This is a genomic window from Bacillus sp. FSL P4-0290 (assembly GCF_037975435.1).
In the GTDB taxonomy this organism is placed as follows: Bacteria; Bacillota; Bacilli; order Bacillales; family Bacillaceae; genus Bacillus; species Bacillus subtilis.
This window is the reverse complement of the sequence record NZ_CP150253.1, coordinates 3,538,960-3,563,215: the sequence shown is the minus strand read 5'-3', so window position 1 is coordinate 3,563,215 and position 24,256 is coordinate 3,538,960. Positions and strand designations below refer to the sequence as shown.

At 42.8% G+C, this 24,256-nt stretch carries 23 protein-coding genes; 20 read left to right on the top strand and 3 right to left on the bottom strand.

Going from position 1 to position 24,256, the window contains the following annotated elements:
* Positions 1-4: 4 nt before the first annotated feature.
* The 12 genes from MKY10_RS18680 to MKY10_RS18625 all read left to right on the top strand — a co-directional run bounded on the left by MKY10_RS18680 (position 5) and on the right by MKY10_RS18625 (position 13,420).
* Positions 5-1,912 carry a DUF6792 domain-containing protein gene (locus MKY10_RS18680; RefSeq protein WP_015251146.1) on the top strand — a complete coding sequence of 636 codons (1,908 nt, stop codon included), beginning with the start codon at positions 5-7 and terminating at the stop codon, positions 1,910-1,912.
* Between the two features lie 14 nt (positions 1,913-1,926).
* Positions 1,927-2,280 carry a hypothetical protein gene (locus tag MKY10_RS18675; RefSeq protein WP_014481007.1) on the top strand — a complete coding sequence of 118 codons (354 nt, stop codon included), beginning with the start codon at positions 1,927-1,929 and terminating at the stop codon, positions 2,278-2,280.
* A 165-nt stretch (positions 2,281-2,445) separates the two neighbouring features.
* Positions 2,446-4,215 (top strand): multidrug resistance ABC transporter ATP-binding protein/permease BmrA, encoded by a 1,770-nt coding sequence (gene bmrA / locus MKY10_RS18670; RefSeq protein WP_061891008.1) that lies wholly within the window; start codon positions 2,446-2,448, stop codon positions 4,213-4,215.
* Positions 4,216-4,340: 125 nt separating this feature from the next.
* Positions 4,341-5,798 carry a tetratricopeptide repeat protein gene (locus tag MKY10_RS18665; protein ID WP_114523630.1) on the top strand — a complete coding sequence of 486 codons (1,458 nt, stop codon included), beginning with the start codon at positions 4,341-4,343 and terminating at the stop codon, positions 5,796-5,798.
* A gap of 376 nt (positions 5,799-6,174) precedes the next feature.
* Complete coding sequence (cwlO, locus tag MKY10_RS18660) at positions 6,175-7,584, top strand: peptidoglycan DL-endopeptidase CwlO (protein ID WP_014481004.1); 1,410 nt, start codon at positions 6,175-6,177, stop codon at positions 7,582-7,584.
* 204 nt (positions 7,585-7,788) lie between these two features.
* A complete protein-coding gene (gene trxB, locus MKY10_RS18655; protein WP_003228139.1) occupies positions 7,789-8,739 on the top strand; it encodes a thioredoxin-disulfide reductase in 951 nt (316 codons plus the stop codon).
* A gap of 318 nt (positions 8,740-9,057) precedes the next feature.
* Entirely contained in the window at positions 9,058-9,534 is a 477-nt protein-coding gene (locus MKY10_RS18650; protein ID WP_010886622.1) for an 8-oxo-dGTP diphosphatase, read from the top strand.
* 24 nt (positions 9,535-9,558) lie between these two features.
* Positions 9,559-10,446 (top strand): RNase adapter RapZ, encoded by an 888-nt coding sequence (gene rapZ / locus MKY10_RS18645; protein ID WP_003243903.1) that lies wholly within the window; start codon positions 9,559-9,561, stop codon positions 10,444-10,446.
* Between the two features lies 1 nt (position 10,447).
* Entirely contained in the window at positions 10,448-11,401 is a 954-nt protein-coding gene (mgfK, locus tag MKY10_RS18640) for a gluconeogenesis morphogenetic factor (protein ID WP_003244450.1), read from the top strand.
* 22 nt (positions 11,402-11,423) lie between these two features.
* On the top strand, positions 11,424-12,374 hold the full coding sequence (gene whiA / locus MKY10_RS18635) for a DNA-binding protein WhiA (RefSeq protein WP_003243775.1): 951 nt from the start codon (positions 11,424-11,426) through the stop codon (positions 12,372-12,374).
* Between the two features lie 23 nt (positions 12,375-12,397).
* Entirely contained in the window at positions 12,398-12,655 is a 258-nt protein-coding gene (locus MKY10_RS18630) for an HPr family phosphocarrier protein (RefSeq protein ID WP_003219835.1), read from the top strand.
* Positions 12,656-13,420, top strand: coding sequence for an arylamine N-acetyltransferase (locus MKY10_RS18625; protein WP_015251150.1), 765 nt, complete (start codon positions 12,656-12,658; stop codon positions 13,418-13,420).
* Between the two features lie 35 nt (positions 13,421-13,455).
* Here the strand turns inward: MKY10_RS18625 and MKY10_RS18620 are convergent, their stop codons facing one another.
* Positions 13,456-13,665 (bottom strand): hypothetical protein, encoded by a 210-nt coding sequence (locus MKY10_RS18620; protein ID WP_029318346.1) that lies wholly within the window; start codon positions 13,663-13,665, stop codon positions 13,456-13,458.
* 146 nt (positions 13,666-13,811) lie between these two features.
* Here MKY10_RS18620 and psdR point away from each other — a divergent pair, with 146 nt between their 5' ends.
* The 4 genes from psdR to psdB all read left to right on the top strand — a co-directional run bounded on the left by psdR (position 13,812) and on the right by psdB (position 18,366).
* A complete protein-coding gene (gene psdR, locus MKY10_RS18615; protein ID WP_003244535.1) occupies positions 13,812-14,525 on the top strand; it encodes a two-component system response regulator PsdR in 714 nt (237 codons plus the stop codon).
* Positions 14,519-15,589, top strand: coding sequence for a two-component sensor histidine kinase PsdS (gene psdS / locus MKY10_RS18610; protein WP_015251151.1), 1,071 nt, complete (start codon positions 14,519-14,521; stop codon positions 15,587-15,589). Before psdR ends, psdS begins: the two co-directional genes overlap by 7 nt.
* Positions 15,590-15,671: 82 nt before the next feature.
* The gene (psdA, locus tag MKY10_RS18605; RefSeq protein WP_003228167.1) at positions 15,672-16,451 is read left to right on the top strand and encodes a lantibiotic ABC transporter ATP-binding protein PsdA; all 780 of its coding nucleotides are present in this window, start codon (positions 15,672-15,674) and stop codon (positions 16,449-16,451) included.
* The gene (gene psdB / locus MKY10_RS18600) at positions 16,426-18,366 is read left to right on the top strand and encodes a lantibiotic ABC transporter permease PsdB (protein ID WP_015251152.1); all 1,941 of its coding nucleotides are present in this window, start codon (positions 16,426-16,428) and stop codon (positions 18,364-18,366) included. Before psdA ends, psdB begins: the two co-directional genes overlap by 26 nt.
* Positions 18,367-18,403: 37 nt before the next feature.
* On the opposite strand, the gene MKY10_RS18595 is transcribed toward psdB, so the two are convergent.
* Positions 18,404-19,381 (bottom strand): D-glycerate dehydrogenase, encoded by a 978-nt coding sequence (locus MKY10_RS18595; RefSeq protein WP_015251153.1) that lies wholly within the window; start codon positions 19,379-19,381, stop codon positions 18,404-18,406.
* A gap of 382 nt (positions 19,382-19,763) precedes the next feature.
* Here MKY10_RS18595 and MKY10_RS18590 point away from each other — a divergent pair, with 382 nt between their 5' ends.
* Positions 19,764-20,357: a carbonic anhydrase gene (locus tag MKY10_RS18590; protein WP_010886620.1), complete on the top strand. Its 594-nt coding sequence runs from the start codon at positions 19,764-19,766 to the stop codon at positions 20,355-20,357.
* An 18-nt stretch (positions 20,358-20,375) separates the two neighbouring features.
* Positions 20,376-21,968, top strand: a complete 1,593-nt coding sequence (locus tag MKY10_RS18585; RefSeq protein WP_003228175.1) for a SulP family inorganic anion transporter — start codon at positions 20,376-20,378, stop codon at positions 21,966-21,968.
* Positions 21,969-21,994: 26 nt separating this feature from the next.
* Here the strand turns inward: MKY10_RS18585 and MKY10_RS18580 are convergent, their stop codons facing one another.
* Positions 21,995-22,315 carry a MazG-like family protein gene (locus tag MKY10_RS18580; protein ID WP_003242570.1) on the bottom strand — a complete coding sequence of 107 codons (321 nt, stop codon included), beginning with the start codon at positions 22,313-22,315 and terminating at the stop codon, positions 21,995-21,997.
* A gap of 116 nt (positions 22,316-22,431) precedes the next feature.
* Here MKY10_RS18580 and MKY10_RS18575 point away from each other — a divergent pair, with 116 nt between their 5' ends.
* Both MKY10_RS18575 and MKY10_RS18570 read left to right on the top strand, forming a co-directional pair.
* Positions 22,432-23,007: a TIGR00730 family Rossman fold protein gene (locus MKY10_RS18575; protein ID WP_003228180.1), complete on the top strand. Its 576-nt coding sequence runs from the start codon at positions 22,432-22,434 to the stop codon at positions 23,005-23,007.
* 218 nt (positions 23,008-23,225) lie between these two features.
* Entirely contained in the window at positions 23,226-24,176 is a 951-nt protein-coding gene (locus MKY10_RS18570; protein ID WP_044052450.1) for a LacI family DNA-binding transcriptional regulator, read from the top strand.
* Positions 24,177-24,256: the final 80 nt, after the last annotated feature.

Here is a 24,256-nt window from a genome sequence, read left to right as displayed (position 1 = left end):
GAAAATGGAAAATAAGAATATATTTGAAAATGAAAATGTAAAGCTGCGTTTAATTGACTTGGAGTACGATTATAAAGAAAAATTTGCTTCTGATATTGAAAGTGAAAAAAAGAGAGCTAAAACAGATTTTGAAGTCGAGGTGCGTCGAATATACAAAGAAGAAACACATCGAGATCTTCCAAAAAATCTGGAAATATACACATCTAATGAACTTATTAAAAAAAATTTGAAAATAGATACATCAATAAGAGAGTCCGGATATGATGGTACAGCTATTTATATTAAGGATGATAAACAACACGTTAATCAACTTCATATTATTTCAGAGGGGAGTGCTGATAACGAAGACTGGTCATACAATTTCTTTGGTCTCTTTTTAGGGATAGATGACAGCCAGTACCAAGCGACAAAAGAGTTTGTAAGAAATGCCAAAAGAGAAACAGAGAATTCTCATGATTTAAAGACCTTTGCTATGGGCCACTCACTGGCAAATAATAATCAGGTGATGGTTCAATTAATTGACGGAGAATTTGATGAGGTTTATGGGGTTAACGGAGCTCAAATAAGCGTTGACCACCTGCTAGCAACTGATTTGAATTTGAGAGATAGGCTAATGCATAAATTTCATATTAGACGCTTAAAAGATATAAATGATATCCCACCAGATAAGCTAAAAAAAGAAATCCAAAAATATTATGAAGACAAAGGCGTAACAGCAAACATCACCCAACGCATCTCAAAAGATGACCCGCTGTATGGAGTCAGCGGCAAGGCCGATTTCATTACATTCGGTGATGTGAAGATGGCAGATACAAATACAAGTGTAAAAGGCATCCGAAATATTATGGATGGGGTTCCTGACGAAGATGTGAGGTCAATTCAAAAATTCCTTCAAAAATATAAGGATGACTATGAAAAAGACGGCTTGAACGGTTTTATAAAGGCAGCCAGCGGGATAGACATAGACCTGATTGAAAAAGTGAAAAACACAGACGGCGCTTTAAAGAAAGTAAGTGTCCTATATGAGCATTTTGATGATGTTAAGCAAATGTATGGCCGAATAAAAGAGGAACTGCCGTCGTTTTTAGGTTTTCTTCATACCTTGTTGAGAAACAGCGGACCGGTCGTAGATCAGTTAGCTGAAAACGGTTATATTGATGAAACGCAAAAGAAAGTCATCAAAAAAGAATTAACGAATATTAATGCGAGTATGCGAGGCATAGAATTACGGTACGAACATTTCATTGACCATTTAAAGCATGGCCAATTTATGCAAGCTTTGAAAGACGTTGGTGAAATAGTGGACTATGTAAAATCAATTCTATCCTCATTGAAAACACTCGACACAGAAACAAAAGACGCACTAAAACTTATCGTCGACGGCCACAGTATCGTTCAAATGCTCAACGCCTTGTCAAAGGAAAAAGGCTTCAGCTATAAAGGCTCCGATATTTATTTTACAGGGAAGAGCGGCTCGGGAGAAACGATTCAAGTCAATCTCTCATCCGCTGTCAGAATCTATCAAAACGGTATGAAAATCGTTGAAGATATGGAAGATGCGATTTCTAAGTACCAGAAGGTTTACAGTCAGGAAATCGATGAAGACTTCATAGACAAAAAGCAGGCGATCATCACGGCTATTCATCATATGGAAGAAAACCCTTCGCATTATGCCTTCGATCTTCAATTCCGGCTTGCAGCTGGTTTCAGCCACACATTCGATAAATTGGAGAAAATCTCAGTTCATGAATCATTCCACACAGGTGCGCTTCCTGCTAATGATGGAATTGTTGCTGAATTAAAAAAACAGACAACAGAAAAAAGAGATTTTATCAAAAATATCCGCGAGAGTATTGAAAAGCTGTTTGAAAAAGAAGAAATGATTTCTCAGTTATTTGATTTTCAGCCTTAGGAGGAATATGAAGAGTGACTTCCTTATTTTCAGAAAGTGAAACAGAAATTGTATCAACGACCTATATGTTTCTTACCCAAGATGAAATGAAGGGGAAAGCGGGCACCCTCAATCAACCGATCAACGACTTTCTCAGCCTGACAAAGAAATTTGAGTCTTCATTAAAAGAGGAAATCAAAGGGCAAAAAGGGTTGATTGTAAAAAAAATAAAAAAAGAGCTTGAGTCTAATAGCGAAAAACGAAAAGCTGCCCTTGAGATGATAAAAGAAGAACATACCGCAAAAGTTGATCGGTACAAAATGATAATAGAAGACCTGCGGCAGCAGGATGTAACATTGACTTACAGAAAAAAGAAGCCAGTGCTCTAACATAAAAAATCTCCTATTCAAACAATGAGTGGGAGATTTTTATTTTGATCACGGCAAAAATATACTGAAAAAGTCTTTCTCCATTGATATGATTGAGAAAGAGTAAAAATCATCCTTTTGCTATGACTTTTCACCTTTCTGAACGCTGAAACAGGAGGAAAATATATGCCAACCAAGAAACAAAAATCTAAAAGTAAATTGAAACCCTTTTTTGCCTTAGTAAGACGGACCAATCCTTCTTATGGAAAGCTCGCCTTTGCGCTTGCCCTCAGTGTAGTAACCACGCTGGTCAGCCTGCTCATTCCATTATTAACGAAGCAGCTTGTCGATGGTTTTTCTATGTCAAATCTGTCAGGCACGCAAATCGGTTTGATCGCGCTTGTGTTTTTCGTTCAGGCGGGTTTAAGCGCTTATGCCACCTATGCGCTTAACTATAATGGACAAAAAATCATTTCCGGGCTGCGGGAGTTATTATGGAAGAAATTAATTAAGCTTCCTGTCTCTTATTTCGATACAAATGCTTCCGGAGAAACAGTCAGCCGTGTAACGAACGATACGATGGTGGTCAAAGAATTGATTACAACCCATATCAGCGGATTTATTACAGGCATCATTTCTGTCATTGGATCATTGACAATCTTGTTTATTATGAACTGGAAGCTGACACTGCTTGTGTTAGTGGTCGTTCCGCTGGCCGCTCTTATTTTGGTGCCGATTGGACGGAAAATGTTCTCCATTTCACGGGAAACACAAGATGAAACAGCCCGTTTTACAGGCCTGCTGAATCAAATTCTCCCGGAAATCAGACTTGTCAAAGCTTCAAATGCGGAGGATGTCGAATACGGCCGCGGGAAAACAGGGATTTCCTCATTATTTAAGCTTGGCGTTCGAGAAGCTAAGGTTCAATCACTTGTCGGTCCGCTTATCTCACTCGTGTTAATGGCAGCGCTTGTCGCAGTGATCGGATATGGCGGCATGCAGGTATCTTCAGGCGAACTCACGGCCGGAGCGCTCGTGGCTTTTATTTTATATTTGTTTCAAATTATTATGCCGATGGGCCAAATTACAACATTCTTTACACAGCTGCAAAAATCAATCGGTGCAACAGAACGAATGATTGAGATTTTAGCAGAGGAAGAGGAAGATACAGTGACAGGAAAACAAATTGAAAATGCGCATCTCCCTATCCAGCTTGATCGCGTGTCTTTTGGATATAAGCCTGATCAGCTGATCTTAAAAGTGGTCAGCGCCGTCATTGAAGCAGGGAAAGTGACAGCGATCGTCGGTCCGAGCGGCGGGGGAAAAACGACGCTGTTTAAGCTGCTTGAACGCTTTTATTCTCCGACTGCAGGGACCATTCGGCTGGGGGACGAGCCGGTCGATACTTACTCGCTTGAATCGTGGAGGGAGCATATCGGGTATGTATCACAGGAAAGCCCGTTAATGTCCGGGACAATCAGAGAAAATATTTGCTACGGGTTAGAACGAGATGTGACGGATGCTGAGATCGAAAAAGCCGCGGAGATGGCATATGCGCTCAATTTTATAAAGGAGCTGCCGAATCAGTTTGATACAGAAGTGGGCGAACGCGGCATTATGTTGTCAGGCGGACAAAGGCAAAGAATCGCGATTGCGAGAGCGCTTCTCCGTAACCCAAGCATTCTTATGCTCGATGAAGCTACCTCAAGTCTCGACAGCCAATCTGAAAAATCAGTTCAGCAGGCGCTGGAGGTGCTGATGGAGGGCCGCACAACGATTGTTATCGCTCACCGCCTATCTACCGTTGTAGATGCGGACCAGCTTTTGTTTGTTGAAAAAGGAGAAATTACCGGTCGTGGAACACACCATGAGTTAATGGCTTCCCATGGCCTTTACCGGGATTTTGCTGAACAGCAGCTGAAAATGAATGCGGACTTAGAAAACAAAGCCGGGTAAATTTTGGTCGAATCAGCCAATAAAAAAGAGGAGGGATTTTCCCAATCCTTCCTTTTGAACTATTGAGGGGCTTACGATTTATGGTATACTACTGACGGTAATATTGTATAAAACGGAGGGTAGTTGTGGGAAAACACACTTCTGAACATAAAAATCACGCACAAATTGTCCAGCTGCTTCAAGATGGACAATATTTTTTTCATAAAGGCTTGAAAGCGTATAAAGAGCGCAATCTAAAACGGGCAAGCAAACTGATTCAGCGCGCGGTTCATTTGGAGCCGGAGGATTCAGAGATGCTTTCACAGCTTGCGGTCATTTATTCGGAAATGGGCCAGTATCAAGAGTCGAACGATCTTCTTGACTATATCATGGCAAATCTGGAGGCCGAAATGCCGGAGTGCCATTACTTTAAAGCGAATAACTTTGCCCATCTGGGGCTCTTCCAGGAAGCTTATAAAGAAGCGGCCGCTTATTCTGATGCGGACCCGGATGGTGAATTCGCCGAAGAAAACGATAGTCTGCTTGATTTGCTCGATTTAGGAGACGACGGCATTGAGGATTCGTTGTATGACCAGGATGAACTGCTGGTGAAACAGGATCGGGCAAAGTCATTGCTGGAAAGCGGCCAGCTTGCTGAAGCGGTTGCGGCGCTTGAGGAAATCACAGCTGAATATCCGGAGCTTTGGTCAGCATACAACAATCTCGCGCTTGCCTATTTCTATTCAGGAAACGTTGTAAAAGCGAAGCAAACCGCTTATGAAGTGCTTTCTCATAATGAAGGAAATCTTCACGCCTTATGCAACCTTCTCGTTTTCTACTATTATGAAAGAGAAGACGAAAAAGTGGCGGAATTGAGTGATCAGCTCTCCAATGTCTATCCGATGCTATTGGAGCAGCGTTATAAATTGGGTGCTACATTGGCGCTTGTCGGCCGCTACGAGATCGGATATAAATGGCTCAAATCATTATATAAAACCGGCTTTGAAGGTGACGACACCTTCTTTTACTGGCTTTCCTGCTCTGCTTATTTTACGGGACATACCGACTTTGCCGAGACGATCTGGAGAAAAGTCGAGTCGCAATATCCCGGCGAAGACCGCCCGGCGCCTTGGATTGAGCGGAGGGAAGCTCTTCCTTCATCTGTGGAACAGCGTCTCGCAGCCTATTATATCAGCAGCACAAAGGGAGAAACGGAGCATCTTGAAGCGGTGATACGATCAAAGAGAATTACCGCTCCTTTTGAAAATCATTTTGTAAAGCTGCTTCTAAATGGAGATTCTGCGGCTGCTGACGTTTCAGAGGATGCACTTTTCGCCTATCAAACGGTCAAATTATTAGAGCAAGCTGAAAAAGAAGAGATGAAAACAGAAGTCATGAGCTGCTGGGTTTTCCATGTCATCCAGCAAATTCGTGCAGCCGCTCCGTTGAAGAATGAGAAAGGCTGGGCAGCAGCCATCTGTTATATTTGGAAAGAAGCCCATGGCAAGCAAGACACGAAAAAAGACACAGCGGCCCGATTCGGCATCTCTCCGGCAACTTTGACGAAATATATGAAATATATTGATGATATTCTAGAATGGTAAATTTTAAAGAGTCGATTTATTTAATCGACTCTTTTTTGTTTGATAGATTATATTGAGAAAATAATATCGACAGTTTTTTTACACGCTTAAGAAAAATGACAAATGATGTGTGACTTGACATCTGTTTGAAACATAAATGTAATAAAATTTATCGCTAATTTGTCGAAACTTGATGGTATAATGATTCTCGTACATAAGGAATTAGTGTTTTTTACATATGATGTGAAATAAACGCTATACAACCAGAATAAGAGATGCACAGAATAATTAACCATAAACAACCATCATTCCTCGTAGAGTATGAGGAACGAAACTTGATGTTCAAAATACGATTCCAAATGAGGACAGGTTCACAGTAAAAGGGAGGATATAAAAAGTGAGAAAGAGTTTAATTACACTTGGTTTGGCTTCCGTCATCGGGACAAGCAGTTTTTTGATCCCATTTACAAGTAAAACTGCATCGGCGGAAACATTAGATGAAAAGAAACAAAAAATCGAAAGCAAGCAATCTGAGGTTGCTTCCAGCATTGAAGCGAAGGAAAAAGAATTAACTGAGCTTCAGGAAAATCAATCAAAGATTGAAAAAGAACTGAAAGACATTAACGCTAAGGCGCTTGATACAAGCAACAAGATCGAAGATAAAAAAGAAGAAAATGATAAAACAAAAGAAGAAATCAAAAAACTGAAAAAAGAGATTAAAGAAACTGAAGCACGCATCGAAAAACGCAATGAAATCCTGAAAAAACGCGTTCGTTCTTTACAGGAAAGCGGCGGATCTCAAGGATACATAGATGTTCTTTTAGGATCAACAAGCTTTGGTGACTTTATCTCTCGTGCGACTGCGGTTTCATCTATTGTGGACGCAGACAAAGATTTAATCAAACAGCAAGAGCAGGATAAAGCGAAGCTCGAAGATTCTGAAGCGGATTTGAATGACAAGCTGAAAGAAGTTCAAGCTGCATTGGCTAAATTAGAAACAATGCAAAAAGACCTTGATAAACAGCTTAATGAAAAAGACAAGCTTTTCGACGAAGCAAAAGCAAGCCAAAAGAAAACGGCTAAAGCGATTTCTGAATTAAAATCAGAGGCGTCTGAACTTGCAAATCAAAAAGCAAATACTGAAGCTGAACAAGCACGCATCAAAAAAGAACAAGAAGCAGCGGCTGCTTTGATCAAAAAGCAGGAAGAAGCACAAAAAGCATCTGATGAAACACAAACAGATGACAGTCAAACGGCGACAACTGAATCAGCAAAAGCAAGCTCATCTGATGATTCTTCAGACAATTCTTCTAACGGTTCATCAAACAGTTCGTCAAACGGCTCATCTTCTAAGAAGAGCAGCGGCTCAAACAGCAATTCAGGCGGCACTGTTATCAGCAACTCTGGCGGAATTGAAGGCGCGATCAGCGTTGGTTCAAGCATTGTAGGACAATCTCCGTACAAGTTTGGCGGCGGACGCAGCCAATCTGATATCAACAACCGTATTTTTGACTGCTCATCATTCGTACGCTGGGCATACGCTTCTGCAGGTGTTAACCTTGGACCTGTAGGCGGGACAACTACTGATACGTTAGTTGGCAGAGGACAAGCTGTCAGCGCGTCTGAAATGAAACGCGGAGACCTTGTGTTCTTTGACACTTACAAAACAAATGGACACGTAGGAATCTACTTAGGAAACGGTACTTTCCTAAACGACAATACATCTCATGGCGTATCTGTTGACTCTATGAGCAATCCTTACTGGAAAAAAGCATTTAAAGGCGTTGTAAGACGTGTTGTTCAATAATAAATATGACAAGGGCCTTCTAAAACAGAAGGCTCTTTCTTTATTAACATATACCCTTTTCGAATACATTTAATCGTGTTGAGCAAAAAAATAGCGTATCACCATGAGATTTTATAGGATATGGGTAAGGAATACGTTTGATGGGGATTCTTATCTTATAAGAAAGAGCCCAAACTTGAAAAGATGGTTTAAGGAGTGAATAGTGTGTCAGAAGAAAAAATTTATGACGTGATTATTATCGGCGCGGGCCCTGCTGGGATGACGGCCGCTGTATACACATCAAGAGCGAATTTATCGACATTAATGATTGAAAGAGGAATTCCTGGCGGACAAATGGCCAATACGGAAGATGTAGAAAACTATCCTGGATTCGAAAGTATCCTTGGGCCTGAGCTTTCTAACAAAATGTTTGAACACGCGAAAAAATTCGGCGCTGAATACGCTTATGGCGATATTAAAGAAGTCGTTGACGGCAAAGAGTACAAAGTAGTCAAAGCTGGTTCAAAGGAATATAAAGCACGTGCTGTCATCATTGCTGCTGGTGCGGAATATAAAAAAATCGGCGTGCCTGGCGAAAAAGAATTGGGCGGCCGCGGTGTATCTTATTGTGCAGTATGTGACGGCGCTTTCTTTAAAGGCAAAGAACTAGTCGTTGTTGGCGGCGGAGATTCCGCGGTTGAAGAAGGCGTATATCTGACTCGTTTCGCTTCAAAAGTAACGATAGTTCACAGACGTGATAAACTCCGTGCTCAAAGTATTCTTCAAGCGAGAGCATTTGATAATGAAAAAGTTGACTTCCTATGGAACAAAACCGTGAAGGAAATTCATGAGGAAAACGGCAAAGTCGGTAACGTAACGCTTGTCGATACGGTAACCGGTGAAGAAAGTGAATTCAAAACAGACGGCGTATTCATTTACATTGGCATGCTTCCTCTGTCTAAACCGTTTGAGAATCTGGGCATTACGAATGAAGAAGGCTACATTGAAACAAACGACCGCATGGAGACAAAGGTTGAAGGAATTTTCGCTGCCGGAGACATTCGCGAAAAATCACTGCGCCAAATCGTAACGGCTACAGGAGACGGAAGTATTGCGGCGCAAAGCGTACAGCATTATGTTGAAGAGCTTCAAGAAACGCTGAAAACCTTAAAATAAAAAGGGCTGTCATACGAGTTTCACATTACGTTACTGGGTTTTAATTCCGCTGTAACACATGTGTAATGCTTTTCGGTTATGATTAATAAAGTAATTGACCCCCTTTTTATAATGAATACACTTTTTTGGCACGGATTCTCCAGTTATCCGTGTCCTTTTTTTGTCCATAAATAAAAGATGAATGCCAGTTACAGCAAAATCATCTGAATTAAGGAATGAATATGCTGTAAAATAGAAGAAAAGATTGTCAATGTCTCTTCATTGTGGGAGGCATCTTGAAGCGGTATAATAAAGAGACGATGACAGGACGAAGGTTAGGTGACGTACTTGCAAAGAGTGACAAATTGTGTGCTTCAGACGGATGACAAAGTTCTTCTGCTTCAAAAGCCGAGACGCGGATGGTGGGTCGCGCCGGGAGGCAAGATGGAGAGCGGAGAATCAGTCAGAGACTCCGTCATCAGAGAGTACAGAGAAGAGACTGGTATCTATATCATAAATCCTCAATTAAAAGGCGTTTTTACCTTTATTATTAAAGACGGTGACCACATTGTCTCCGAGTGGATGATGTTTACGTTTGTCGCGGATTCTTATACAGGACAAAATGTATCAGAATCAGAGGAAGGCAAACTGCAGTGGCACGATGTCAATGACATTCAGAACCTGCCTATGGCCCCTGGAGACGGCCATATCCTTGATTTTATGATGAAGGGACAAGGGCTGCTGCACGGCACATTTACGTATACACCGGAATTTGAGCTGCTCAGTTATCGTTTAGACCCGCAGCACATCAAATAGAAAGACAAGTCAGGGGGGAGAAATATGAGTGTTAGTGAATCACATGATATTCAGCTTGTCATTATAACCGGAATGTCGGGAGCGGGGAAAACTGTCGCGATCCAAAGCTTTGAAGATCTCGGCTATTTCTGCGTCGATAATCTTCCGCCTTCATTGCTTCCGAAGTTTTTAGAGCTGATGAAGGAATCAAATTCTAAAATGAGCAAAGTTGCGCTTGTGATGGATTTGCGCGGCCGCGAATTTTTTGACCGGCTGATTGAAGCGCTGGATGAAATGGCCGAAAATCCGTGGATCACACCGCGAATTTTATTCCTGGACGCGAAGGATTCCATTCTCGTCACAAGATATAAAGAAACGAGACGCTCGCATCCTTTGGCAGCGACTGGCCTGCCGCTTGAAGGCATCGCGCTGGAACGAGAGCTGCTTGAGGAATTAAAAGGCCGCTCTCAAATCATTTACGATACGTCTGACATGAAGCCGCGTGATTTGCGTGAAAAAATCGTGAAGCACTTTGCGACAAACCAAGGAGAGACATTTACCGTGAATGTCATGTCATTTGGTTTTAAATACGGTATTCCAATTGATGCAGATCTCGTCTTTGATGTCAGATTTTTGCCGAATCCGTACTATATCGAAAGCATGCGGCCGCTGACTGGCAAGGATAAAGAGGTTTCCTCTTACGTCATGAAGTGGAATGAAACACAAAAGTTCAATGAGAAATTAATTGATCTGCTGAGCTTTATGCTTCCATCTTACAAAAGAGAAGGAAAAAGCCAGGTTGTCATTGCGATCGGCTGCACAGGGGGCCAGCACCGCTCTGTGACATTAGCCGAGAATTTAGCTGATTATTTCAAAAAGGATTACTATACTCATGTTACTCACCGGGACATTGAAAAGAGAAGCCGGAAATAAGATGGGACAAAAGCCGAAAATCGCAATCTTTGGCGGCGGTACAGGTCTTTCTGTATTGCTTAGGGGCTTAAAGCATAAACCTGTTGACATCACGGCCATTGTAACAGTTGCCGATGATGGGGGAAGCTCTGGCCGTCTGCGGAATGAACTGAAAATTCCGCCTCCCGGAGACATCAGAAATGTGCTTGCCGCTTTATCCGATGTGGAGCCGCTTGTTGAAGATCTTTTTCAGCACCGCTTCAATAAAGGGAATGACTTAACAGGCCATTCTCTCGGGAATTTGATTTTGGCAGCGATGACAAATATAACCGGTGATTTTTTTCACGCTGTCACTGAAATGAGCAAGGTGCTGAATGTAAGAGGAAAGGTTTTGCCGGCTGCCAATGCCAGTGTCGTTTTGCATGCTGAGATGGAAGACGGCCGCGTGGTCTCAGGCGAGTCAACGATCCCGGAATACGGACAGCGTATTAAGCGTGTTTTTCTCACGCCTGAACAGATTGATCCGCTGCCGGAAACAATAGACGTGATCAGGGAAGCGGATTTGATTATTATCGGCCCGGGAAGCCTCTATACAAGCATTCTTCCCAATTTGCTCGTCCCAAAAATCGGGGAAGAAGTGATAAAGGCGCCGGCGAAAAAAGTATACATTTGCAACGTGATGACTCAGCCCGGCGAAACGCTCCATTACACCGCTGCTGATCATGTGAAAGCGCTCAATCAGCATATGGGCTGTGGTTTTATTGATACGATATTAGTAAACAGTGAAGACATTCCCGACGAAATAAAGCGTAAGTACGAAATGGAATCGGCGCGTCCTGTTGATTTTGATATTGAAGAGCTGAAAGCGATGGGGCTTGAAGTCATCAGAGATCAAATTGTAACGTATAAAAATGACGTAATACGTCACGATACACATAAAGTGGCCTCTCTTCTTGTTGATTTACTGAAAGAATGAAGCCTTGAAATGAGGTGGCTATATGTCATTTGCATCAGAAACAAAAAAAGAATTAACGAATCTGGAAGTGAAGGACTGCTGCATTAATGCCGAGCTGTCTGCACTCATTCGGATGAATGGAGCTTTATCATTTACAAACCGCCATCTCGTACTCGATGTTCAAACCGAAAACGCGGCGATTGCCCGCCGCATCTATACATTGCTGAAAAAACAATATGATGTGTCGGTCGAGCTGCTGGTCAGAAAGAAAATGCGGCTGAAAAAGAATAACGTCTATATTGTGCGTTTTTCAGAAAATGCAAAAGCGATCTTAGAGGATTTAAAAATACTCGGGGAGAATTTTGTGTTTGAACGAAGTATTTCGAAAGAGCTGGTCAAAAAGAGATGCTGCAAGCGTTCTTATATGAGAGGAGCATTTTTGGCAGGAGGTTCGGTCAATAATCCGGAAACCTCCTCGTATCATTTAGAAATCTTCTCTCTTTATAAGGAGCATAACGATTCATTATGTGACCTGTTAAATGAGTTTCAGTTAAACAGCAAAACGCTTGAACGGAAAAAAGGCTACATTACCTATTTAAAAGAGGCTGAGAAGATTACAGAGTTTCTGAACGTAATTGGCGCTCACAATTCGCTTCTGCGATTTGAGGATGTCAGAATCGTTCGGGACATGAGAAATTCGGTCAACCGCCTCGTCAATTGTGAAACAGCCAACTTAAACAAAACGATCGGCGCATCGCTGAGACAGGTGGAAAATATTAAATACATCGATGAAAGAATCGGCCTGGAGGCGCTGCCTGAAAAACTTCGGGAAATTGCGCAGCTGCGGATTGATTATCAGGAAGTGACGCTGAAAGAGCTAGGGGAAATGGTAGCAAGCGGGAAAATCAGCAAATCAGGGATCAATCACAGGCTGAGAAAACTTGACGAAATCGCAGAACAGCTGCGGACAGGGCAAACCGTCACTTTAAAATAACCGTAAAGAAAAGGGGAGATCTTATGGTTCAACAGAAAGTGGAAGTTCGATTAAAGACAGGACTGCAAGCACGTCCTGCTGCTTTGTTTGTACAAGAAGCAAACCGGTTTACGTCAGATGTGTTTCTTGAGAAGGATGGGAAAAAAGTAAACGCCAAAAGCATCATGGGGCTGATGAGCCTTGCGGTAAGCACAGGCACTGAGGTTACCTTGATTGCCCAGGGAGAAGATGAACAAGAGGCGCTGGAGAAGCTGGCTGCTTACGTTCAAGAAGAAGTTTAGGTGATAAAAATGAGTGACTTTCTAAAAGACTGCTTTCAGAAAATCGGCTGGGAGAAAGACCATGTCAGCTTCGGCGATCTTCCCCTTTTTCTTAAAGCAATGGCATACCGTTTTCCATTCGAAAACCGTGCCGTACTTGCAAAAGAGAATTATAAGATCACAAAAGAAGAGCTATGGCGACGTCTGCTCAAAGATCAGCACGGCGGCCTATGCTACGATTTAAATGGTTTTCTTTATTTTGTCTTGCGTGAGGCTGGGTTTCATGTGAAGCTCATTCGAGGAACGGTTTATGCAGGCGATCAAGAGGGATGGGCACTAGAAGGGACGCATGCTGCTGTATGGCTGTCTGCGGAAAACGGCGATTACCTCGTTGATATCGGCTTCGGCATCAACCTGGCGCTCCAGCCGATACCGCTTTCCGGAGAAACGGTACAGTCACCAGTCGGGTCATTCCGAATCAAAAGAGAAGAGACAGAAAAGGGCAGCCATGTTCTGCTGATGGACAAGGGAGAAGGCTGGCAAATCGGGTACGCCTTTACTCTTGAAGAGAGTGATCTCGGTGATTTAGATAACATGAAGGACATCATTCACTCTCATGAAAAATCTCCTTTTAACAAATCCCCGCTTGCCTCAAAGCTGACGCCGAGCGGAAGGATGGTCATGTCAGAGCGCCATTTTACGATTCATGAAAACGGCAGTGACATTCAAAAAAGTGACATTGGCCCTTCAGAATTTGAAGAGAAATTAAATACTCATTTTTTGTAACGTGAAAAGCTTGCAGGTTATCTGCAAGCTTTTTCTTATGAACAAGTGTAGATTGCTGTATCAAATGCATCTTCTGGGATATACAGTTTTCCCTTTTCGTATTTATAAGGAATTTCATTCTCTTTAAAACACTCTTTTTCATATTCAGTTAGTGTATCCCCAATTTCTATGTATTTCCCGGTATAGTTGGGCTGACATGCTGAAAGAATTGACGTCATTGCCAGAAACAGCATGATTTTCTTCATCACGACACCTGCCTATTATGAAAATTTTACCTTTGTCATTCTATTATAACAAAAAGAAAAAGTCCGATTTACTATTCCGCACATGCTATAATAATTTTGGAATCTTCTAGAAAAATCATCGTGATGTACATATAAGGGGGATCAACGTGTATCGGATTTTGCTTGTGGAAGATGATGAGCGGATTGCTTCTTTGCTGGGCGGTCATCTTCAAAAATACGGATATGAAGTGAAAATTGCTGAACAGCTGAATGATATAAAATTGGAATTTGCAGAAATGAAGCCTGATCTTGTGCTGCTTGATATCAACCTGCCTTTTTTTGACGGGTTTTATTGGTGCAGGCAAATCCGTACCATTTCCAATGCGCCGATTATCTTTATATCGGCACGGACCGATGAGCTGAATCAGGTAATGGCGATTGAAAATGGCGGCGATGATTATATCACAAAGCCGTTCCATCTAGAGGTAGTGATGGCCAAAATCAAAAGCGTCCTGCGCCGCACATATGGTGAATATTCGCCCTCTTTGCCGCAGGAATCTAGAATAGTGGAGCTTGGCGGGCTGACGATTTATCCTGATCAGAATGAGGCCGAATGGAACAGCGTCCGGATTTTGTTTTCCCAAAAAGAATTCCAGCTTCTCTCGATTTTTGTGAGGGAGCATAAAAAAATTGTCTCTCGTGATGAACTATTGGAGGCGTTATGGGATGACGTTGATTTTGTCGATGACAATACGTTAACGGTCAATGTCAATCGGCTGCGGAGAAAACTGGAGAATGCAGGACTGACAGATTGCATTTCCACAATCAGAGGACAAGGTTATCAATTTCAAGTCAATCGGAAGGATGAAGCGGAATGTTAAAGACTTATCTCATCGACCGCTTAGCCATTATTCTATTTTCATTATTAGGGATAGGGTCCGCCATGCTGATTGCGTATTTAAGCATTGTAGAGAGCGGCGCAGAACCTTCCAAAGAAAATATGATGTACATATGGATTTTGCCCGGTACTCTTTTAGCCGCAGGTTTTGCTGCTGATTATGTTCGGCAATTTTCCTTTCTCACATATGTTAAAAAGCTTGCAGAACAAGCCTCTTCTTCGAATGACATCGGACAGTCTTTGAAAGCCCGAAAGCCAAGAACAGGAGAGCAAGCGCTTTGGACGAAAATGATCAACGCACTCGGGCAGCAATACGAAAGCAGGCTCTCACAATATATCAATCAGCAAAAACAGCATTATACCTTCACCAACCAATGGGTCCACCATATGAAAACACCGGTATCCGTCATATCCTTAATGATTCAGGAAGGAAAAAACGGAACCTCATCCTCTTTTCCGACGTTTTTAGAGGAGCTGGAGGATGAGAATGAGAGATTTCGCCACGGTCTTGATATGATGCTGCAAACGGCCCGGCTGGAGGAATTTGCATTTGATGTAAAGCCGCAAACCTTTGATTTGACAGAAATGGTTCGTTCACTGATCAATCAGGAAAAACGTCAGTTTATTAAACGGCGCCTTTTTCCAACATTACATGTGCCGCCAAATGCCATTCAGATTTCCAGTGATCAAAAGTGGCTTTCCTTTGTTGTTGAGCAAATCCTTTTCAACGCCTTAAAATATTCCAAGCAAGGTGTGGGAGACCCTATTACAATCCGGATTGAAACGCAGGGACATGAGACGCGATTGTCGGTTGTCGACGAAGGAATCGGCATACCGCCGCAGGATCTGCCGCGGATTTTTGACGCGTTTTTTACCGGAGAAAACGGACGAACCATGAAAGAGGCAACTGGAATGGGCCTTTATTTGGCAAAACAGGTGTGCAGCCGTCTCGGCCATAAACTGTATGCGGAATCAAAAGAAGGGGCTGGCACTGTGATGACCATCGTGTTTTCAAGTGACACCCTCGTGAATGTGACAGCATTGTAAGGTTGGGGAGCGGAATTGCAAGAAAGTTCGATGGGAGGATGCTGACTTCCTTTTTATAATAAAGAAAAAGGAGGAGCAGAACATGAACGTGTTGCAAACAACGAACCTATCGAAAACGTACTATTCAAATAAAGGAACAATATCATACCAAGCGCTCAGCGCCTTTGATCTTAGTGTGTCAAAAGGGGAATTTGTCGGGATTATGGGGCCGTCGGGAAGCGGAAAAACCACGCTTTTGAATTTGCTGGCTACCATTGATAAGCCGACCCAGGGCGAGATGATGATCAACGGCATTCAGCCGAAAACGTTAAAGGACCAAGAGCTGGCTTTGTTTCGCAGAAGAGAACTCGGCTTCGTCTTTCAGGATTTTAATCTGCTTGATACGCTGACGATTCGTGAAAATATTCTCTTGCCGCTCGCATTGGATAAGGTAAAGCTGAGAGAAATGGAAGCCCGATTGGATGAACTGGCGGATACGCTGCAAATCAAGCACATTCTCGATCATCGCACATATGAGGTTTCGGGCGGACAGCAGCAGCGGGCAGCCTGTGCCAGAGCGATTATTCACAATCCGGCGCTCATCCTTGCCGATGAACCGACAGGAAACCTCGACTCAAAATCGGCAAAGCAAGTGATGAACACACTGGCTCAGTTGAATGAGGAAAAGGAAGCGACGATTCTGTTGGTTACGCATGATGCCACAGCAGCAAGTTTCTGTAAACGAATTGTTTTTATTAAAGACGGACGTTTCTTTTCAGAGATTCACAGAGGAACAAACAGGCAGGTGTTTTATCAAAGTATATTGGATACCTTGAGTGTGTTGGGAGGCGATTTTCATGAATTTGAGAACTATCGCCCGTAAAAACATTCTTGGGAATCTGCAACGGTATGTGGCCTACTTTTTAAGCTGTGTGTTTGCCGTTTCGGTGTTTTTTGTCTTCACATCATTTATTTTTCATCCTGATGTCAATGAAGACAATATATATGGCGGAAGCCTTGTCAAAACATGCTTGAGCGCAGCTCTTGTCGTCATCATTGTGTTTTGTATATTTTTCATCACATATTCCAATTCAGCGTTTTTGCAGGCAAGAAAGAAAGAGTTTGGGCTGCTGACACTGTTTGGCACATCAAAGCAGCAGCTTCGCAAGATGATTTATTATGAGCAGTCACTTATTTCTCTTGCGGCGATTGCGGCCGGCATTGGAGCAGGCCTGTTATTTTCAAAACTGTTTTTTATGATTATGACATGGATGCTCAGCGTGAAGGTGCCGATTTCGTTTGCCATTGTGCCGAAAGCGTTTGTGATGACAATTGCCGGCTTTCTCATCCTGTTTCAGACGCTGCTCATTTTATCACTGGGACGGATTCGGAAGCTGGAAATCATTGAACTGATTAAATCAGCCAAAAAGCCGAAAAGTTTGCCAGTTTATTCGAAATGGCTCACTGTATTGTCTTTGCTATGTCTTGGCAGCGGTTATTATCTATCTGCAACAGCCAATGCCATTGACATGATGTTTCGGGTATTTCCAATTTTGATTTTAGTGTTAATTGGCACGTATTTCTTTTTTACACAAAGCAGTGTGGCGTTTTTCCGCATGCTGTACCGAAAGAAACACAGCTTCTACAAAGGCACGAATATCATTGTGCGTTCCAACATGATATTCAGGCTGAAGGATCATGCACGCATGCTGTTTTTAACCTCTGTCATTACAGCGGTCATATTAACAGCTACAGGTGTCATCTATATGTTTTATTCCGATTTACAAAGGCAGGAGGAGCAAAGCATTCCTCAGTCTGTTTCCTGGGTGGAAAAGGATGCTTCCCGCTTTCAGGTCATGAAGCCTGAGACAGCTGAGAATACATTGAAAAAAGCTCATGCTGTTATCAAGTATAAGGTGGATGCCACAGGGATTCCTGTCACTTTTCAATCAGACTTGCCGTATGGAAATAAGAAGATAGAAGCGGAAGCTTTGCTGATTTCAGAAAAAGTCTATAATCAAGTCGCAAAGGAAAAAGGGTTCCCAGTTATTCATTTACAAGAAAATGAAGCATTTATTAATGTTTCTTTTCAAATGATGGTGAAAGACACATTTGGAGAAGGGGAAACAGCAGCATTTCATATGAAGTCAGGAAAAACCCTTTCCTACGTCATGAAAAAGCAGCAAAACAAAGGGATATTGATGTCTGTCGATGGAGTCAGCCGTTTATTGGTTGTCAGCGAAAAGAGCTTTGACAGTCTGTCACAGGATGTGCCGCTGAAGGAGCAGATGAGAATGGTAGGTTATGAGCTTGAGCATTGGCAGGAGACGGTGGATGTCTCTGAAAAGCTTGAAAACATGGTGCCGAAAGAACATACATCTGATTTTCAAACACGTGCTCCTAGTTATCAAATTGTAAAGCAGGGAGTTGCATTAATGCTGTTTATTGGTCTGTTTGTCAGCGTGCTGTTTTTTATCGTGCAAGGAAGCATGCTGTATTTGCGGATGTTTACGGAAATAGAAGATACGAGAGTGCAGGTGTTAGCCTTAAAAAGGATAGGGGTTACGGACAAAGAGATTCACTCGATCCTTGGAAAGCAAATAGGATTTTTATTCTTCATCCCATTTATCGCAGGTACGATTCACGCGGGCTTTGCGTATGCAGCGTTAAGTAATATGCTGAATTCCAATTTATTTCTTGAGGCCGTAATTGTCATCTTCATTTATTTTGTATTCCAGGCTCTTTATTATATCGTTACCCGTCATATTTATAAGCGTGCTGTTCTTCAGCGTATGTAATATGAAATCCGGTCTGTTATCAGACCGGATTTTTGATTTATTGAAATTCTCTTGTGAGATTTTTCGGTGTTTGCCCTTGGATCGCTGCGAGCATATTTTCGGCGGCCTGTTTGCACATGTTGAAGCGCACTTTAGCTGTTGCTGAACCGATATGAGGAAGCAGCGTGACATTATCCAGCTGCAGGAGCGGATTATCTTGGGTGACAGGCTCTTTTTCGTATACATCTAAGCCGGCTCCCCTGATCCAGCCTTCCTGAAGAGCGCGAATCAGTGCTTTTTCATCAACTGTCTTTCCCCGGGAAATATTGACGAAAATTGCTGAATCCTTCATCAACTTAAATTCGCGTTCTCCTATCATGTGATAGGTTTCATCAGTCAGCGGCGTAATGAGAAGAATAAAATCAGATTGCTCCAGCAATGTATCAAGCTCTGCATACTTAACGCCGATGCTGTCTTCTGTTTCTTGTTTGCGATGTCGGTTATGATAAAGCACTTCCATATCAAAACCAAATTTGGCGCGTCTCGCTGCTTGTTCTCCAATTCTGCCCATGCCGATAATGCCTAACGTTTGATGATGAACATCAATTCCGAAAAGCGCTTCCTCTTCCACGGTTCCCCATTTTCCTGCTCTGACAAAACGGTCCAGTTCGGCAACACGTCTGGCGGAAGACAGAATCAGTGAAAAAGCCAGATCTGCAACTGTGTCATCCAGTGTATAAGGTGTATGAGTCCCGACGACTCCTCTTTCTTTCATTGCTTCTATATCGAAGTTATCGTAGCCTACTGATTGGTTGCTGACCACTTTGAGCTTAGGCGCGTGTTCCAGCAACTCACGATTGATTGACGGTCCGGACGTCCCTGATGTTAAAAGCCCCTCCGCTTCTTTTAATTTTTCAAATAGCACGTCACTCGGAAGCGTATCCTCCTGCCATACTTCATAACGGCAATGTTCACCGATGAATGCTTCAATCTCTTCAGGAATCGGTTTTGTGATAAATACAAATGGTTTCAACAAGGCTCCCCCTTTATGGCTGTTGTCTAATTCATTATATCGAAAATAAATAGATGTTAAAAATATAGCTGCGTTTTTTTAATTTCTGGTTCTTTTGAACTTAAAATGAAGATCGAACAGCTAAATCTGCTTAAAAAAGTTTTTTAATTATCAGAATTCACCCATATTTTTTGTCAGACAAATCATCGATATACGAACTGCAGCCGGATTATAGGATGCATTAAATATAAATTTTATTATCTTTGAAAGATATAAATGTTTATGTTTTGATTCTACAGTCCAATTATAGTGTCTTTTTTTGAAAACCTTTTCTTGGCTTATTCCTATGCTATAATTCCTTACTGTAAGCTGGGTAAGAAGGCTTGCAAAATCATATGGATGGGAGATGAATCAAATGGTTTCTTTAACATCAATTTTGGAACACAATCAGCGGTTTGTCAGTGAGAAGAAGTATGAACCGTACAAAACGACAAAGTTTCCTTCGAAAAAGCTCGTCATTGTCACCTGTATGGATACAAGGCTTACAGAACTTCTTCCGCAAGCAATGGGGCTTAAAAACGGTGATGCTAAAATTGTAAAAAACGCGGGAGCCATCGTTTCTCACCCATTTGGAAGCGTGATGCGAAGCATACTGGTCGCGATTTATGAATTGCAGGCTGAAGAGGTATGCATTGTCGGCCATCATGAATGCGGAATGTCAGGGCTGAATGCGTCCTCGATTCTTGAGAAAGCAAAGGAACGCGGGGTGGAGGATAGCTGCCTGAATTTGCTGACGAGTGCCGGACTCGATTTGAAAACGTGGCTGACTGGTTTTCACAGCGTGGAAGAAAGCGTTTCCCACAGTGTGAACATGATTAAGAACCATCCGCTGCTTCCGAAAAAAGTGCCGGTTCACGGGCTTGTCATTCACCCTGAAACAGGAAAACTTGATGTGGTCATTAACGGTTATGAAACTGAGCTAATAAACAATCACTCATAAGGGAGGTTATAACAAAATATGCGATTCTCAGGGAGATTCAAGGGATACAATTTACAGAAATTTCAGAAAGACTTAATTGCAGGTATCGTAGTAGGTGTCGTGGCAATTCCTTTAGGAATGGCGTTTGCCATTGCCTCGGGAGTCGAGCCCGAATACGGGCTGTACACTGTTGTTATAGCGGGGATTTGTATCTCTTTGTTCGGGGGATCTAAATATCAAATTGGCGGTCCGACAGGCGCCTTTGTCCCGATACTGTTCGGCATTATCATGCAGTACGGATTAGAGAATCTGCTGATCGCAGGGTTTATGGCAGGGGTAATGCTGGTGCTGTTTGGGCTGTTTAAGCTCGGAAAAATAATGAAATTCGTGCCTAAACCCGTTATCGTCGGTTTTACAGCCGGAATTGCCGTGCTGATCTTTACGGAACAAATCGCTAATTTTCTCGGATTGAGAAATGTTGAAAAACATGAGAACTTTCACCACAACATGTTTGAAATTGTACAGCAGCTCGGCACCTTTAACGTATATGCCATTTTGACAGCTGTGATCGGGCTCGTCATTTTGCTTGTATCCGCCAAGGTGATGCCTAAAGTGCCGGGCGCTTTGTTGGCGCTTCTTATTTCCACAGTGGTCGCGGTTGTCTTTTTCCCTGACCGCATGGCAACGATTGGGTCAACTTATGGAGAAATCCCCCGCCATTTGCCTGAATTTCAGTTTCCTGAGCTTACTTTGGATAAAATGGTTATGCTGTTTCCGGCTGCGCTTGTCATCGCGCTTCTTGGAGGACTTGAGTCGATTTTGTCCGCAATGGTCGCTGATAACATGAAGGGCTCAAAGCATGACAGCAATAAGGAGCTTGTCGGCCAGGGAATTGCGAATATGGCAGCGCCCCTGTTTGGCGGAATCCCGGCTACAGGAGCGATTGCGAGAACGGCGACCAATATAAAAAACGGAGCGGTTTCCCCAGTTTCCGGCGTCGTTCACGGCGTAGTCGTTCTCCTTGTCCTGCTTGTATTTGCGCCTTATGCGTCCCATGTGCCGCTCGCCAGTATGGCACCGATTCTCATGGTGGTCGCATGGAATATGAGTGAGCGCAAGGAAGTCGCAAACATGCTGAGACTGAAAAACGCTGATTCCTTTATTTTGGCGGCGACCTTCGCCCTTACGGTTCTGTTTGACTTAATCATCGGTGTGGCAACCGGATTGCTGCTTGCATTTGTGTTCTTTATCAGAAGAATGAGCGAAGCGACCCGCATCCACAATCAGGAATCGCATCCTGTTCTGGCGAAGAGAGAAGATCCATCTGTCAGCATGTATGCCATAGAAGGACCGTTGTTTTTCGGATCAATTGATTCCCTTGAATCGTCATTGCTGGAGCATGTACAGAAAAAACCGAAAACCCTCATTCTGCTCATGAATAAGGTGCACTATATGGATACGTCAGCTGAAGCGGTGCTTGGGAACATTATGAATCGGATTAAACGCCACAATGGAAAGCTGATGATTGTAGGATTGCAATCGCAGCCAAAGGAGCTGCTGCATAAAACAGGCCTTTTTCACAAAATAGGAAAGCAGCATTTCTTTGATCACCATGATGAAATCACAGGTTAAAAAAAGCGGCCATCGCGGCCGCTTTTTTATGCATGCTCAAATCGTTTTGTCAGTTTTTCTTGGTGGGCCTTCATGACGTCTTCTAAAGAGACACCATACATATCAGCAAGAATGGCGATATTTCCGATGACATCTCCCATTTCTTCAATCAATTCTTGTTTTTGCTCAGCGCGTGACGATTCTTTCTCATCCGGCCGGTCTCTGCCGATTTCATACGCCCTGACAGCCCGGGCCAATTCTCCGGCTTCCTCCATTAAAAAGCCGACGCGAATAAAAGGTCCGTATTCTGTCCAGCCTCTTTTTTCGTAAAACTCTTTCATCCATTTTTCTGCATCAGCCAGCTGCAACCTCATCACTCCTGCATTCTTTATGTATTTCATATTGATATTATCACATGAAGATGGGACAATATATAGTGTGTTTTTGAATGTTTAACACGATATATAGATGCGGAGATGACAAGATGAAAACCATTTGTGTATTTGCGGGATCAAACCCTGGGGGAAATGAAGCGTATAAAAGAAAAGCGGCAGAGCTTGGCGTGTATATGGCTGAGCAGGGAATCGGCCTTGTCTATGGGGGCTCCCGCGTCGGCTTGATGGGCACGATTGCCGACGCGATTATGGAAAACGGCGGAACTGCAATCGGGGTCATGCCGAGCGGTTTGTTCAGCGGGGAGGTTGTCCATCAGAATCTGACTGAGCTGATTGAAGTAAACGGGATGCATGAACGAAAGGCTAAAATGAGCGAGCTGGCGGACGGCTTTATCTCGATGCCGGGCGGCTTTGGTACATATGAAGAATTATTTGAAGTGCTGTGCTGGGCACAGATCGGCATCCACCAAAAGCCAATCGGACTGTACAATGTAAACGGATATTTTGAACCAATGATGAAAATGGTGAAATACAGCATTCAAGAAGGGTTTTCTAACGAATCGCACCTAAAACTGATTCACAGCTCGTCACGGCCGGATGAGTTAATTGAGCAAATGCAAAATTATTCTTATCCGATTTTAGAAAAAAAGTGGACAGAAATTTAAAAAAGAGACTTTCTCATGGAAGTGGAGAGAATGAGTCTGCCACCTAGCGTATGAATCCATGAAAAATCGAGAGTTTTTAACAAAGTGAGGTTTCCTTAAGGGAAATCTCTTTTTTATTTCTCTTTTTTATTTCTCTTTTGCCTGCATCGTATATTTAACAGTAATAGAGGACTTTATCACTAGTTTGGATAATAAGCACAGATAAGGAGGGGATGAAAATGGCAACATTGTCAGATGTGGCGAAAAAAGCAAATGTTTCGAAAATGACGGTATCACGAGTGATCAATCACCCTGAGACGGTGACAGATGAATTGAAAAAGCTTGTTCATTCTGCGATGAAAGAGCTGAATTACATCCCTAATTATGCGGCGAGAGCGCTCGTGCAAAACAGAACACAGGTTGTGAAACTATTGATACTTGAGGAAATGGATACGACAGAACCATATTACATGAACCTGCTGACAGGAATCAGCAGGGAGCTGGATCGCAATCACTATGCTCTCCAGCTTGTGACAAGAAATTCTCTTAATATTGGCCAATGTGACGGCATTATTGCCACCGGCTTGAGAAAGACCGATTTTGAAGGTGTAATAAAAGCGTTTGAGAAGCCGCTTGTCGTATTCGGGCAAAATGAAATGGGCTATGACTTTATCGATGTGAATAACGAGAAAGGCACTTTTATGGCAACCCGCCATGTTATGGGGCTGGGGGAGCGGGAAGTTGTCTTTTTTGGCATTGATTTAGATGAGCCTTTCGAACGTGCAAGAGAACAGGGGTATATACGGGCGATGAATAAAAGCTTTAAAAAATCGAATATGTTTCGGATCGACAACAGTTCTAAGAAAAGTGAAGGCCTTGCAAGAGAACTGCTGAAATCCATGGACAATCAGGCCGCATTTGTCTGCGCATCTGATCGAATCGCGCTCGGCGTCATTCGTGCGGCGCAATCCCTTGGAAAGCGAATTCCAGAAGACGTTGCGGTTACCGGGAATGACGGTGTGTTTCTTGATCGCATCTCCTCGCCGCGCTTGACTACGGTCAGACAGCCTGTTGTTGAAATGGGGGAAGCCTGTGCGAAAATGTTGCTGAAAAAAATGAATGAAGACGGTGCTGCACAAGGAAGTCTATTTTTTGAACCAGAGTTAATTGTACGAGAATCAACGCTGTAAGCGCCTTATTCTGTTATCGGTAACAGGGTGAAAAGGATTGTTCCCACAATTTCATCATGATACTTTCAAACTATGAGCCG